Here is a 12590-nt window from a genome sequence, read left to right as displayed (position 1 = left end):
ATCACGCTTGTCCACAGGCAGATAGATCGCAAGGGGCGTCGGCACAAGTCACGGGAGCTTGATACTCAATATGAAACGCGTTTTGACACTGTTGTTTTTTATGCTGGCAGGCATGTTGCAGCCTGTGATGGCGGCCGATGAAAAGCCCGCCGAAGATACTTATGCTTACTATGGCTTCGAGCCTGAAATAGTGACCAACTATATCTCCAACCGCAAGAAGTTGGGGTTTGTGCGCATCAGTGTTGAGCTTATGGTGAAAGACCCCCAGGACCTGGTGGCCTTGCAACACCATGATCCCCTGCTGCGGGCCGCGATAGTGGAGATTCTCGGTAACCAACCCGAGGACAGGGTCAAGTCGCTTACCGGCAGAGAAGAGATCCGCCGTGAATGTTACGACACAGTCAATCGTTTGCTGGAGCAGGAAACCGGTCGGGCGCTGGTGGTGAATCTGCTGTTTACCAAATACCTGTATGACTGAGGTAAAAAAGCATCGGCTCAACGCCTCGAAAGGCAAGGCCAGGGCCGAGATAAAGGTTAGGACAAGAGTAAAGAAAAAGACCCAAGAGACGACGGTCGGCAAAACCTCGGTTAAAACGGGCGGAAAAGCCAAGGACAAGGGCCTCCATCCGCGCAACCTGCACCGCCAGGGCTATGATTTTACCGCCCTGGCCGCCAGTTATCCTACGCTTGCGCCTCACCTTATCACCACAGACTATGGCCAGGTTTCGATTCCCTTTGCCGAGCCGCAAGCTGTCTTGGCCCTCAATGCCGCCTTGTTGCAGCACCATTATCATATCCAGGATTGGCAGTTGCCCGAGGGCTATCTGTGCCCGCCCATCCCGGGGCGGGTGGACTATCTGCATCATATCGCCGACCTGCTGGCCGAAGGCGGTAAAATCCCCCAAGGCCGGCGTATTCGCGGCCTGGATATAGGCACGGGAGCCAACGGCGTCTACCCCTTGCTTGGCTCAAGTGTCTATGGCTGGCAGTTTGTCGGGGCCGATATCAACCCTGTGGCGCTGGATAATGTCGCCGGCGTTTTACAGCACAACCCCAAGTTGGTCAGCGCCATTGAACTGCGGCTACAGCCCGAACCGGATCAGATATTTCATGGTCTTTTGCAGACGGGAGAGTGTTTTGATTTCAGCCTCTGTAACCCGCCGTTTCATGCCTCGGCCGCCGATGCCCTTAGCGGCAGTGAACGCAAACAGCGCAATTTGGCGGCAAGTCGCGGTGAGCAACATCAGCATCAGGAGCACAAGCTGAACTTCGGCGGTTGTCAGGCCGAGCTTTGGTGCGATGGCGGTGAGCTGGGGTTCCTGCTGCGGATGATTCACGAAAGCCGCGACTATGGCGGACAAGTGCTGTGGTTTTCTTCGCTGGTGTCCAAGGGTGACAACCTCAAACCTTGTCAGCAGGCGTTAAAGCAACTTGGCACCAAAGAGGTCAAGATACTGGAGATGCAGCAGGGCAATAAGCAGACCCGGGTATTGGCCTGGAGTTTCTTTGATGCCGCCGCCAGACGCCAATGGTGGAAGTTCAAGGCTTGAGGCCCACCGCTGGCAGACCTCAAAGTGGATTGAAAATCCGAGTTACTCCGGACTCCAAAGCAGCTGACCACAGTCGGTGAGGTCATAGCCGCCAAGCAGGGCGGCCATCTGCCGGGTGTGGCTGCCGCCGAGCATCTTGAACAGTTGCTGCAACTGGCGGCGGAAGTAGATCCCCTGTGGCATGACGAAGTCGAAAGACTCAGTCACCAAGGGCACAAAGCTCAGGCCGCTTTCCATGGCGACAGCCTGACAGCCGAAACCTATATCGGCATCGCCTCGGGCAATATAACCCGCCAGTTCCCGCTCACTGAAGGCGGTGAGTACTGAGTTGAGCTGCTCAAGCTTGGCGCCCTGTTTCAACAGCCAATGTTCCAGATGTTGCTGGCTACCGGCGCCGCCTTGGCGGGTAACCCAACGCCAGGAGAGTTGCAGTACCTTGCTTTCTTCCTGACACCTGTGGTGCATATCCGGCCGCACAATTAGCCCCTGCTGGCGGTTATAGCCGTGAACCATGATCCATTGCTGGTGGTTGGGATACCCCTTCAGCAACGCCGTATGGCGGATATTGCGCTCTTCCAAACTGCCCCAATGCAAGGTACAGACATCGGCGTAGCCCTTGGACAAGAGCTCCAGCCCCAGGCGGGAACCTGTGGCGCTGTAGCTGATCAGTTCTCGACTGCCTACCTGGGCCATCAACCTGGCCACCTGCATCGACAGCAAGGGGTCATCACTGCCGGTGATCAACAGTCGGTCGGTTAACATGCCACTGTGGCAGGAGTCCATGATCCAACGGTCGATTAATATTTTTGGAAATAGCCATTTACCTGTGATTTTGGTCGCCGGCAGCATACGCTCGTTGGCCATGGCATAGACCTTCTTTTCGTTGAGGTCCAGATACTCGGCCACCTGCTTGGCGCTCATATAGACAAGTTCGCTGGGCTCCGTCATCACATCTCCTTGGTATCTTGGGTATCAGCGTGGATTGCTGGCATCAAACTCGATATTGTCGGCACCATTGTACACCAGGAAATGGCGCCCTTTAGCGCGGGCGACCATGGTGATCCCCAGCTTTTGTGCCAGTTCCAGGCCCATTTGGGTGACACCGCTGCGGGACAAGAGCACAGGGATCCCCATCTTGGCAACCTTGATAACCATCTCGGAAGTGAGCCGCCCCGTGGTGTAGAAAATCTTGTTGTCGCCTCTGTCCTGCTCCAGCCACATCTCACCGGCCAGGGTATCCACCGCATTGTGGCGGCCAACATCTTCGACAAAGGACTTTATCTTATCCGCTTCACACAGACCACAGCCGTGAACTGCGCCGGCATTCTTGTAGGTTTGGTTGTATTCACTGATGTTTTTCAACAGGGAGTAGAGCATGCTCTGCTTCAGTTTCGGTTGCGGCAGGACTATGTCGTCCAATCCTTCCATAAAGCCGCCGAAGACAGTGCCCTGGCCACAGCCTGTGGTAACTGTCTTGTCGGCCAGCTTGGCGTCCAGATTCTCAGTCTGCTCACGGGTGATCACGGCAGCGGAAGCCACGTCCCAGTCGACAATCACAGATTCCAGTTGCGATACATCATTGATAAAGCCTTGATTCTTCAGGTAACCCAGTGCCAGGGCCTCGGCTCTTGCACCCAAGGTCATCAGGGTGACTATCGGTCGCCAGTTGAGGTAGACAGTCAGCGGTCTTTCACAGGCGACATACTTCTCCTGCAGTTGGCCATTTTCATCGACCGCAGTCACGGCAATGGTCAAAGGCACCTGGGTATTGGTCTTGATCAATTGGGGTTTGGCACTGGTCATTATCGAACCTTCACAGAGAGCATGGGCCACAGCATAGCAATATTTATACCGTCACAGGATTCAGGCTGCAAAATGCGTGATCCGCAGCAAGTGCCGGCGGCACTCAGGTCATGAATGTCCCAAACCAGATTGCATATTGGACAAAATGTCCTATTTTTAGCCTTAAATAGATGATCAAGTTCAAACTTATTTCTCAAATGGCAACTGGCACTAAAATTGCAAAGTCTTGGGGATCTTACTTATGCCCGAAAATAATCCCATCGGGAGGGAGAGTCAGTATGCAACATTCCGAAAGCGTATGGCCCATGTACGTTTCACTGAAAAAAGTGGAGAAACAGGTCGGTCGTTGGACATCCATCAGCTGGGAGCTGGACCAAATCGTGCCCGCCACCCATGAGGCGCCTCCGGGAGCCAAGCTGGTCCTGTTGGAGTTGTTTCGTGATGAGCGTGCCAGTTACCGCCTTAATCTGGATATGGACAATCCCATGCTTTACATAGTTTGCGACGAAGATGTCGAGGGCAACTGGATCCCAGCCGCCATCTCCGCCGACCAAAATGTCGCAGCCGGTTGTCTCGAAGGGGATACCCCAGTACTGAACATGCCGATGCCGGAGGCGATTGCCTGCTGGATTGAAGCCTTCATTACCCGCCACGGTGAAGTGGAAATCACCGCCCACAGACGTAAACATGTTAACCGCCGCAAGGAATTGGCCGAAGACAACATTCGGAGGCACTGATGGCCGAAAAGAGTGGATTCCTCAGCCGCTGGGCACTGCGTAAGCAGCAAGTACAGGACGGTGAAACCCCTATCGATGAACCGCTGCAAGACGTTCCTCCCCAAGCGGAAGTTGTTGCAGAGGCAGAGCCGGAAACTCAGGCCGCGCTCGAATCTCAGCCAGAGACTGAGTCGCAGGAAGAAAAACTGCTGACTGCCGAAGACTTGCCCGACCCCAGCGGTATCGAGGTTGGCGGCAGTTTCGCCAGCTTTATGGCCAAGAATGTCGACCCGGCAGTCAAGACCGCCGCACTGCGTACCCTGTGGAAACAACCTCACTTCAATGAAATCGACGGCTTACTCGAGTACGCACTCGATTACAGCAACCAACCCAAGCTAACCGCTGAAGCTTCGGCTGAATTGGCCAAGAAAGTTTTCCGTCACGTACTGGAAAAAGAGGAGCCGGAAGAGGCAGAAGAAGCCCTGGCCGAAACCGATGCTTCCCAAGGGGATGCCGAGGTCGGCACGTCACAGTTGGCAGAGCAATCTGCGCCACAGTCGCCAACGGACAATTTGGACGGGGATGTGACTACTGAGGCCCAAAATGCCACAGATGCAGTGGCCGAAACTCATAAGCCGGTTGTTTGACGTCAGTTTAACAGCCTTTAATGCCCATAATTTTGGTATGTGAATTGCTGTATTCAGGCTATAGCAAGCTGTAAATCAATAATAAAAGCAGCAAGATAAAGAATACGGCCACCGCCATAAACTGTTCAGGAACGCAAAGTGAACAATAGTGTGAGCAATAATCCCGCCCAGCAAGCGCTGCGGCAGGTGCGTCGTGAGGTCAGCCAGCAGACTCAGATTCTGCAAAACCTGATCCCGCCGACCGTAAGTTACACCACAGAGGGGAATGTCCTGGTAATAGGCCCCGAGGATCTGGCTCGGCTGGCGGCAGACAAACTGTCTGCCATGGCCGGTAGAGTGATCTTGGCTAACGAGCCTATCACCAGCCAGGAAGAGGCCCATCTCGAAGCCGTAATGGCTGCCGCCGAAGATGTCGAGAGCTACTACAACAAGCTGATTGGTATCAAAGGCTTCCTCGGTCAATTCCAGGTGAGTGTCGAACATGACAATGGCGCCGCCGAGCTCAGTGTGGTTGCACTGCGCAAGCCGCATTTTGACCTGATCCTCGACCTGAGCCGCGAGCCGCAAATTCAGCTGGAAATGCTGCCACCCGGCTATTTCTATGTGGGTCAGGACCCGCAGAAACTGGCCGAAGCCTTGCAAGAGTTGCCCCAGATGATCGGCCAGTTTGACAAGCCTCGCTATGTCAAGGTCAACGCCGATCTCTGTGCCCATAACCGCAACGGCAATAATGGTTGTAACCGCTGCCTCAACTTCTGTCCGGCCGATGCTATCAAGAGCGTGGCCAAGCAGATTGAGATAGACCCCTATCTGTGCCACGGCGCCGGCAGCTGTACCAATGCCTGTCCAACCGGGGCCATTGCCTATGACCAGCCAACCCCTCAGGCGCTGCATTCATACCTGAACAAGTTGATTTCCCGCTTCCGCGAGCAGGCCCAAACCGCGCCTGTGGTGCTGTTCCATGACATGGGACAGGGCGGCGCCCTAATCAACGACGAGTTGCCGGGCGAGGTTCTGCCGGTAGCACTTGAAGAAGTCACGGTTGCCAGCATGGATCATTGGATGGCTTCTTTGGCCTGGGGTGCGCGCCAGGTGTTGATCCTCAACACCAGTGCCACAGCACCGACTCTGACTCAGATGCTCAAGGGTGAACAGGGATTGGCCAATGCCATTTTGGATGAGATGGGGCAGCCACAAAGGATTCGGGTTATCGACGAAGCCGAGCTTGCCAATCTCTGGCCTATACTGGATGTAAGTCTGGACTGGCCTGTGATAGTGCCTGCGGCGCTCACTGAGGGTAACAAGCGCACCCAGCTGTATGCTGCTATCGATCACCTCAATGAGCAGGCAGCCAATGTTGATACCCAACTGACCATGGGCAATGTTCCTTATGGCCTGGTTAATATCAATGCCGACAAGTGCACCTTGTGTATGTCTTGTGTCGCGACCTGTCCTACCCAGGCGCTGACCGACGGTGGCGACACTCCGGCACTGTATTTTGTCGAGCAGGATTGTGTGCAGTGTGGTCTGTGTGAGGCCGCCTGTCCGGAGAAGGTGATCAGCCTGACTCCTCAGGTCAATCTGGATAAGGCTGCACGGCAGCAGCGCCGGATCCTGAAAGAAGAAGCTCCGTTCGAATGTATTCGTTGTGGAGCGCCGTTCGCGACCCAGTCTATGGTGCACCGGATGCTGGATATGGTCGGAAGCCACAGCGCCTTCAGCGCCAACATTGAGCGTTTGAAGATGTGTGGTGATTGCCGGGTTAAGGATATGTTTGAAGACATACTCCAGGATCCGGAAAAGCAACTGAGATAAGAGATCCGCTATGACCGAAACAGTAAGAGAAGTATCAGAAAACGATCAGCTTAGAGCAGATATCTATCAGCTGCTGGCGGCGCTGCTGAGGCGCCACCCCAGCCCGGAATTGCTGAGTTTTCTTGGCGACCTCGAAGTCGACGCCAATGACGACAGTGATATGACCAAGGCCTGGTTGGCGCTCAAGTTGGCGGCCGTCCAGTTCGACAGTAACCAGTTGGAAGATGAGTATTTCAACATCTTCCTCGGCGTGGGCTCGGGGGAAATCCTGCCCTATGGCAGCTGGTTTATGACAGGTTCGCTGATGGACAAGCCCTTGGCTTTGCTGCGTCAGGATCTGATGCAGCTGGGCTTCGAGCGCGAAGAAAACGTCAAGGAGCCGGAAGATCATGTTGCCGCCCTGTGCGAGGTGATGAGCGTATTGCTGCTGGAAGCTCCGGCCCATCAGCAACTGGCCTTCTACCGCCGCCATATCGGCAGCTGGATCATACGTTTCTTCGATACCTTGTCCCGTTGTCCCTCCGCCGCGTTTTACGCCGTGGTGGCACAACTCGGCCGGGCCTTCTTTGAAACCGAAATCAATGAGTTTGAACAGCTGGTGCTGAGCACGCCCGTGGTGGAAACCCCGGCGGTACAGATCCAGCCCAAGGCCAGCGAGTTGGCCTGAGAATTTGCCCGTGGCAACACGGGCTAAAGCATGCGGGGGAGTTTCCCCCGTCTACCTTCAACACGAGGAGACACTATGAAGAAGCAAGCTTCCGACATGGGTCGTCGTCAACTGCTCAAGGCATTGGCGATCGGCAGTGCGGCAGGCGCGGTTGCGACTGTCAGTGGTCAAGCCTTGGCGGCCAAGCCTGAAGCACCAGAAGTGCCAAAGGGTGAGGGCTACCGTGAGACTGACCATGTGCGCAATTATTACGCCTCACTGCGTAACAAATAACGATAAGGAGAGTGTGTGATGCGATTAACCCGCAAAACAGACCAGGTCGCGGTGGCTGAAAAGCCCGCTCTGGGTCTGAATCGTCGTCAGTTCCTTAAGTCTGCCGGTTTGGCTACCGGTGGGATTGCCGCAGCATCTATGCTGGGCGCAGGAATGATGCGTAAAGCCGAGGCCAAAGATGTTCCTCACGATGCACCCACTGAAGTGAAGCGTACTATCTGCTCTCACTGCTCAGTAGGTTGTGGTATCTACGCCGAAGTGCAAAACGGTGTTTGGACCGGGCAGGAGCCTGCCGTGGACCATCCATTCAACCGTGGTGGTCACTGTGCCAAGGGCGCGTCACTGCGTGAGCACGGCCATGGTGAGAAACGTCTCAAGTATCCAATGAAACTCGAAGGCGGTAAGTGGAAGCGTCTCAGCTGGGAGCAGGCTATCAATGAAGTCGGCGACAAGATGCTGAAGATCCGCGAAGAATCCGGCCCTGACTCTGTGTACTTCATGGGTAGTGCCAAGTTCTCCAACGAGCAGTCTTACCTGTACCGCAAACTCGCAGCCATGTGGGGCACCAACAACGTCGACCACTCGGCGCGTATTTGTCACTCTACCACTGTAGCCGGTGTGGCCAACACCTGGGGCTATGGTGCGCAAACCAACTCCTTCAACGATATGCACAATGCCAAGTGCATGCTGTTTATCGGCTCCAACCCCAGTGAAGCTCACCCTGTGGCGATGCAACACATTCTGGTAGGTAAAGAGCGCGGTGCCAAAGTCATAGTGGTTGATCCACGTTTCACCCGTACTGCAGCCAAGTCTGACGAGTACGTGCATATCCGTCCCGGTACCGACATTCCTTTCATCTACGGTCTGCTGTGGCATATCTTCGAAAATGGCTGGGAAGATCAGAGCTTTATCGATCAGCGTGTGTACGGCATGGAACGTATCCGCGAAGAGGTGAAGAAGTACAACCCTGCCGAGGTTGAGCATGTTGCCGGTGTCGGTGAAGCTCAGATGCGTCGCGTCGCCAAGATGATGGCCGAGCACAAGCCCGGCACTATCGTTTGGTGTATGGGTGGTACTCAGCACCACGTAGGTAACGCCAATACCCGTGCTTACTGTATCCTGCAGTTGGCTCTGGGTAACATGGGTGTTTCCGGTGGTGGTACCAACATCTTCCGTGGTCACGACAACGTACAGGGCGCCACTGACTTTGGTCTGCTGTTCGATAACCTGCCTGGTTACTATGGTCTGACTTCCGGCGCCTGGGCGCACTGGAGCAATGTGTGGGATCTGGATCCTGCCTGGGTCAGCAGCCGTTTCGACCAAGGCGAGTATCTGGGCCAGAAGCCACAGACTTCAGCCGGTATCCCTTGTTCCCGCTGGCACGACGGTGTGCTGGAAGACAAGAACAAGATTGCCCAGAAAGACAATATCCGTCTGGCCTTCTTCTGGGGTCAGTCTGTCAACACCGAAACCCGTGGCCGTGAGGTGCGTGAAGCACTGAACAAGATGGACACTGTGGTAGTCGTTGACCCATTCCCAACCATGGCCGGTGTTATGCACCAGCGTAAAGATGGCGTTTACCTGCTGCCGGCAGCGACTCAGTTCGAAACCTATGGTTCTGTGTCAGCTTCCAACCGTTCACTGCAGTGGCGTTCTCAGGTCATCGACCCTCTGTTCGAATCGCTGCCTGACCATGTGATCATGTATAAGCTGGCCAAGAAGTGGGGCGTTGAGAAAGAGTTCTGTAAGCACATCAAGGTCAACGGTGAAGAACCGCTGGTTGAAGATGTCACCCGCGAGTTCAACCGCGGTATGTGGACCATAGGTTACACAGGTCAGAGCCCTGAGCGTCTGAAGATGCACCAGGAAAACTGGGGTACCTTCGACTTTGATACCCTCGAAGCACCCGGCGGCCCAGCCAAGGGTGAAACTTATGGTCTGCCATGGCCATGTTGGGGCACGCCTGAGATGAAACATCCAGGTACCCAAATCCTCTATCGTACCGACCGTGAAGTCCGCTACGGCGGTGGTAACTTCCGTGCCCGTTACGGTGTTGAGCACAATGGCAACAACATACTTGCCGAAGGTTCCTTCTCCAAAGGCAGTGAGATTCAGGATGGTTACCCTGAGTTTACCGACAAGATGCTCAAGCAGCTGGGTTGGTGGGATGACCTGACCGAAGAAGAGAAGAAACACGCCGAAGGCAAAAACTGGAAAACCGATATTTCCGGTGGTATTCAGCGTGTGGCCATAGCTCACGGCTGTATCCCTTATGGTAACGCCAAGGCTCGTTGTATCGTATGGAACTTCCCGGACGACATTCCGTTGCACCGTGAACCTCTGTACACGCCTCGTCGTGACCTGGTCGCCAAGTACCCCACCTACGAAGACCGTATGGTGGCGCGTCTGCCGACCCTGTACAAGTCAATTCAGGACAAAGACTTCACCAAAGACTTCCCGCTGGCACTGACCTCTGGTCGTCTGGTGGAATATGAAGGCGGCGGTGAAGAAACCCGTTCCAACCCCTGGCTGGCCGAGTTGCAGCAGGAGATGTTTATCGAGATCAGCCCAGGCGATGCAGCCGACCGCGGTCTACGCGATGGCGACGATGTTTGGGTACACAGCCCAGAAGGCGCCAAGATCAAGGTCAAGGCCATGGTAACGCCAAGGGTGATCAACGGTGAATGTTTCATGCCGTACCACTTCGCCGGTATCTTCGAAGGCGAGAGCCTGGTGAAGAACTATCCGGAAGGTACTGTACCTTACGTTCAGGGTGAATCGGCCAACACGGTTCTGACTTACGGCTATGATGTGGTGACACAGATGCAGGAAACCAAATCCAGCCTGTGCCAGATCACCAAAGCCTAACCGTACTTGATGAGGAGATAAGCCATTATGGCAGTCATGAAATTCTTATGTGACACCAAGCGCTGCATCGAGTGTAACGGTTGCGTCACTGCCTGTAAAAACGAAAACGACTCCGCGCTCGAATGGGGTATCCAGCGTCGCCGTGTGGTGACCATCAATGATGGTCAGCCCGGTGAAGCGTCCATTTCAGTTGCCTGTATGCATTGTACCGACGCGCCTTGTATGGCCGTTTGTCCTGCAGACTGCTTCTACCGCACTGACGATGGCATAGTGCTGCACAACAAAGATACCTGTATCGGTTGTGGCTACTGCTTCTATGCCTGTCCTTTCGGGGCGCCTCAGTTCCCGAAAAAGACCGCCTTCGGCAGTCGCGGCAAGATGGATAAGTGTACTTTCTGTGCCGGTGGTCCAGAGGAAAACTTCTCTGAAGCCGAGCGTAAGAAGTACGGTGCCAACCGTATCGCCGAAGGTAAGTTGCCTATGTGTGCCGAGCTTTGCTCCACCAAGGCACTGCTGGCCGGTGACGCGGAAGTGGTATCCAACATCTATCGTGAGCGGATGGCCGCCAGGGGTAACCCCAATGTGATTTGGGGCTACAATCCCAAGACCGGTGAGATCAACTGAGACAGAGCGGGGGTGGGCTAAGGCCCACCCTGACGAGGAGTGACTATGTTAATCAAATCACTGCGCAGTCTGTTCGCTCTGCTGGTATTGGTTGCCGGGCTGGGGTTTGCTTCCACAGCCATGGCCGCCGATGAACAGTCGAGCCAGCAACAGGCGCAGGCGCAAACCAGTGAGGCCGATCTTTGGCGCGCGGTAAAATCCGGTGAATCCGGCTATACCACAGCCAAGGGGGTTGAAACCGGCGTGCTGATCAACGTGGCCGGTAATCAGGGCAAGGAGCTGCGCAATCAGTACCTGACACCCATTATGGCGATTGCCGTAGTCGGTGTGTTTGGGGCGTTCGTGCTCTTTTACCTGGTGAATGGACCATCCAAGCTGCACCACGGTTTTTCCGGCAAGTTGGTGTTCCGTTGGAGTAAGGCGGACCTGATCATCCACTGGGTAGTGGCAATCAGTTGTCTTATCCTGATCTTCACCGGGCTCAACATCATGTTGGGTAAGCATGTGCTGCAACCATATGTCAGTGGCGATATTTGGGCGGCACTGATCTATGGCTCCAAGACGATCCACGATTGGGTCGGGCCACTGTTCATCGCTTCCTGGGCGGTACTGGTGGTGAAATGGATGCCGGATCAGCTGTTCAAGAGCTATGACCTCAAGTGGTTCATGCTGGTGGGTGGCTACATCAACTTCGGCCCCTTCAAGGGTAAGCACCCGGATTCGGGTTTTGCCAACGCCGGTGAGAAGATGTGGTTCTGGACCCTGGCCATTTTCGGTCTGTTTATCAGCATTTCCGGCATCATGATGGTGTTGCCCAACCTGGATTTGCCCCGTGAAGCCTCAATGGCGGCGTTGTTGGTGCATGGTGTCAGTGCCACGCTCATTATCGCCTTCACCATAGTGCATATCTGGATGGCAACCGTACTGTCCGAGGGCGGTATGGAGTGTATGAAGTCCGGTTACTGTGATGAGAACTGGGCGATGCAGCATCACAATGTTTGGTATGACGAAATCAAAGCCAACGGTACGCTCAAATATCGAGATAATTGAGCCCCGACCTGATTAAAGACTGCAAACACCCCGGCCTGCCGGGGTGTTTTTTTATGATCTGTTTTTTAACATTGTTTACTTCAAAATCCGCGCGTCACTGATACTTTCGCTATTTTCCTTTTATTGAAAGTTTGAAGCAGTTAACGCTTTGAACAGCCGTTCCCATGGGGCTTACATTCAAACTGTCCCAGATCAAAATCCATCCAGTTGCAAAGCCTTATATTGCCCACGCTTATAGAAGGACTCTATTCATACGTAACGGAATTTTTACCTTTTTTGTACATGAGTGCAGCTTGAGTTGTTAAAGGGCTGGAGTGCACAAAAGAGAGTCGTGTCACCCGCAACGCGGGTGAAAATTATCAGGAGCGAAGATGAAAGACCAGAAGCCAGATCTGAACCGCAGATCCCTGCTGAAGGCTATCACCATAGGCAGTGCCGCGGGTGCCGCGATTGCTGCTACAGGGGTGAGCGCCGCTCAGGCCAATGAGCCTGTTGAAGCGAAGTCCGCAAAAAAGGGCTATCACGAAACAGCGCATATCCGCAGCTATTACAACAGTCTGCGTAGCTAATCCAGGAG

At 54.5% G+C, this 12590-nt stretch carries 13 protein-coding genes; 11 read left to right on the top strand and 2 right to left on the bottom strand.

Annotated features, from left to right (window positions below; all coding sequences use genetic code 11):
• The first annotated feature begins 70 nt into the window (after positions 1-70).
• Both ACF8D4_RS05905 and rlmF read left to right on the top strand, forming a co-directional pair.
• Positions 71-478 (top strand): flagellar basal body-associated protein FliL, encoded by a 408-nt coding sequence (locus ACF8D4_RS05905; protein WP_025010605.1) that lies wholly within the window; start codon positions 71-73, stop codon positions 476-478.
• Positions 471-1550, top strand: coding sequence for a 23S rRNA (adenine(1618)-N(6))-methyltransferase RlmF (rlmF, locus tag ACF8D4_RS05900; protein ID WP_101060190.1), 1080 nt, complete (start codon positions 471-473; stop codon positions 1548-1550). The genes ACF8D4_RS05905 and rlmF overlap by 8 nt, the downstream gene beginning before the upstream one ends.
• Positions 1551-1592: 42 nt before the next feature.
• Here rlmF and ACF8D4_RS05895 read toward each other — a convergent pair whose 3' ends face one another.
• Both ACF8D4_RS05895 and ACF8D4_RS05890 read right to left on the bottom strand, forming a co-directional pair.
• Positions 1593-2498, bottom strand: coding sequence for a helix-turn-helix transcriptional regulator (locus ACF8D4_RS05895; RefSeq protein WP_025010607.1), 906 nt, complete (start codon positions 2496-2498; stop codon positions 1593-1595).
• Between the two features lie 24 nt (positions 2499-2522).
• Complete coding sequence (locus ACF8D4_RS05890; protein WP_025889561.1) at positions 2523-3353, bottom strand: formate dehydrogenase accessory sulfurtransferase FdhD; 831 nt, start codon at positions 3351-3353, stop codon at positions 2523-2525.
• A gap of 278 nt (positions 3354-3631) precedes the next feature.
• Here ACF8D4_RS05890 and ACF8D4_RS05885 point away from each other — a divergent pair, with 278 nt between their 5' ends.
• From ACF8D4_RS05885 to ACF8D4_RS05845, 9 genes are all read left to right on the top strand, one after another.
• Positions 3632-4090, top strand: coding sequence for a DUF3305 domain-containing protein (locus ACF8D4_RS05885; protein ID WP_025010609.1), 459 nt, complete (start codon positions 3632-3634; stop codon positions 4088-4090).
• A complete protein-coding gene (locus ACF8D4_RS05880; RefSeq protein WP_392464765.1) occupies positions 4090-4716 on the top strand; it encodes a DUF3306 domain-containing protein in 627 nt (208 codons plus the stop codon). Before ACF8D4_RS05885 ends, ACF8D4_RS05880 begins: the two co-directional genes overlap by 1 nt.
• A gap of 150 nt (positions 4717-4866) precedes the next feature.
• Positions 4867-6531 (top strand): 4Fe-4S binding protein, encoded by a 1665-nt coding sequence (locus ACF8D4_RS05875; protein ID WP_208133911.1) that lies wholly within the window; start codon positions 4867-4869, stop codon positions 6529-6531.
• A gap of 10 nt (positions 6532-6541) precedes the next feature.
• The gene (locus tag ACF8D4_RS05870; protein ID WP_025889566.1) at positions 6542-7198 is read left to right on the top strand and encodes a molecular chaperone; all 657 of its coding nucleotides are present in this window, start codon (positions 6542-6544) and stop codon (positions 7196-7198) included.
• A gap of 75 nt (positions 7199-7273) precedes the next feature.
• Complete coding sequence (locus ACF8D4_RS05865; protein ID WP_025010612.1) at positions 7274-7471, top strand: twin-arginine translocation signal domain-containing protein; 198 nt, start codon at positions 7274-7276, stop codon at positions 7469-7471.
• Between the two features lie 18 nt (positions 7472-7489).
• Entirely contained in the window at positions 7490-10339 is a 2850-nt protein-coding gene (locus ACF8D4_RS05860; protein ID WP_392464814.1) for a molybdopterin-dependent oxidoreductase, read from the top strand.
• A gap of 27 nt (positions 10340-10366) precedes the next feature.
• Positions 10367-10963 carry a formate dehydrogenase FDH3 subunit beta gene (gene fdh3B / locus ACF8D4_RS05855; protein WP_025010613.1) on the top strand — a complete coding sequence of 199 codons (597 nt, stop codon included), beginning with the start codon at positions 10367-10369 and terminating at the stop codon, positions 10961-10963.
• Between the two features lie 45 nt (positions 10964-11008).
• Entirely contained in the window at positions 11009-12013 is a 1005-nt protein-coding gene (locus ACF8D4_RS05850) for a formate dehydrogenase subunit gamma (RefSeq protein ID WP_044733398.1), read from the top strand.
• Between the two features lie 371 nt (positions 12014-12384).
• Entirely contained in the window at positions 12385-12582 is a 198-nt protein-coding gene (locus ACF8D4_RS05845) for a twin-arginine translocation signal domain-containing protein (RefSeq protein ID WP_025010614.1), read from the top strand.
• Positions 12583-12590 lie beyond the last annotated feature (8 nt).

The organism is Shewanella sp. YQ_9 (genome assembly GCF_043103185.1).
GTDB classification, from domain to species: domain Bacteria; phylum Pseudomonadota; class Gammaproteobacteria; order Enterobacterales; family Shewanellaceae; genus Shewanella; species Shewanella algae.
The sequence above is the reverse complement of the archived record's forward strand: the minus strand, read 5'-3'. Positions and strand labels throughout refer to the sequence as shown.

Coding starts and splice junctions, on each gene's coding strand:
- ACF8D4_RS05895 (WP_025010607.1), bottom strand. CDS start 2,498: ATGACGGAGCCCAGCGAACTTGTCTATATGAGCGCCAAGCAGGTGGCC.
- ACF8D4_RS05865 (WP_025010612.1), top strand. CDS start 7,274: ATGAAGAAGCAAGCTTCCGACATGGGTCGTCGTCAACTGCTCAAGGCA.
- fdh3B (WP_025010613.1), top strand. CDS start 10,367: ATGGCAGTCATGAAATTCTTATGTGACACCAAGCGCTGCATCGAGTGT.
- ACF8D4_RS05845 (WP_025010614.1), top strand. CDS start 12,385: ATGAAAGACCAGAAGCCAGATCTGAACCGCAGATCCCTGCTGAAGGCT.
- ACF8D4_RS05850 (WP_044733398.1), top strand. CDS start 11,009: ATGTTAATCAAATCACTGCGCAGTCTGTTCGCTCTGCTGGTATTGGTT.
- ACF8D4_RS05870 (WP_025889566.1), top strand. CDS start 6,542: ATGACCGAAACAGTAAGAGAAGTATCAGAAAACGATCAGCTTAGAGCA.
- rlmF (WP_101060190.1), top strand. CDS start 471: ATGACTGAGGTAAAAAAGCATCGGCTCAACGCCTCGAAAGGCAAGGCC.
- ACF8D4_RS05905 (WP_025010605.1), top strand. CDS start 71: ATGAAACGCGTTTTGACACTGTTGTTTTTTATGCTGGCAGGCATGTTG.
- ACF8D4_RS05885 (WP_025010609.1), top strand. CDS start 3,632: ATGCAACATTCCGAAAGCGTATGGCCCATGTACGTTTCACTGAAAAAA.
- ACF8D4_RS05880 (WP_392464765.1), top strand. CDS start 4,090: ATGGCCGAAAAGAGTGGATTCCTCAGCCGCTGGGCACTGCGTAAGCAG.
- ACF8D4_RS05860 (WP_392464814.1), top strand. CDS start 7,490: ATGCGATTAACCCGCAAAACAGACCAGGTCGCGGTGGCTGAAAAGCCC.
- ACF8D4_RS05890 (WP_025889561.1), bottom strand. CDS start 3,353: ATGACCAGTGCCAAACCCCAATTGATCAAGACCAATACCCAGGTGCCT.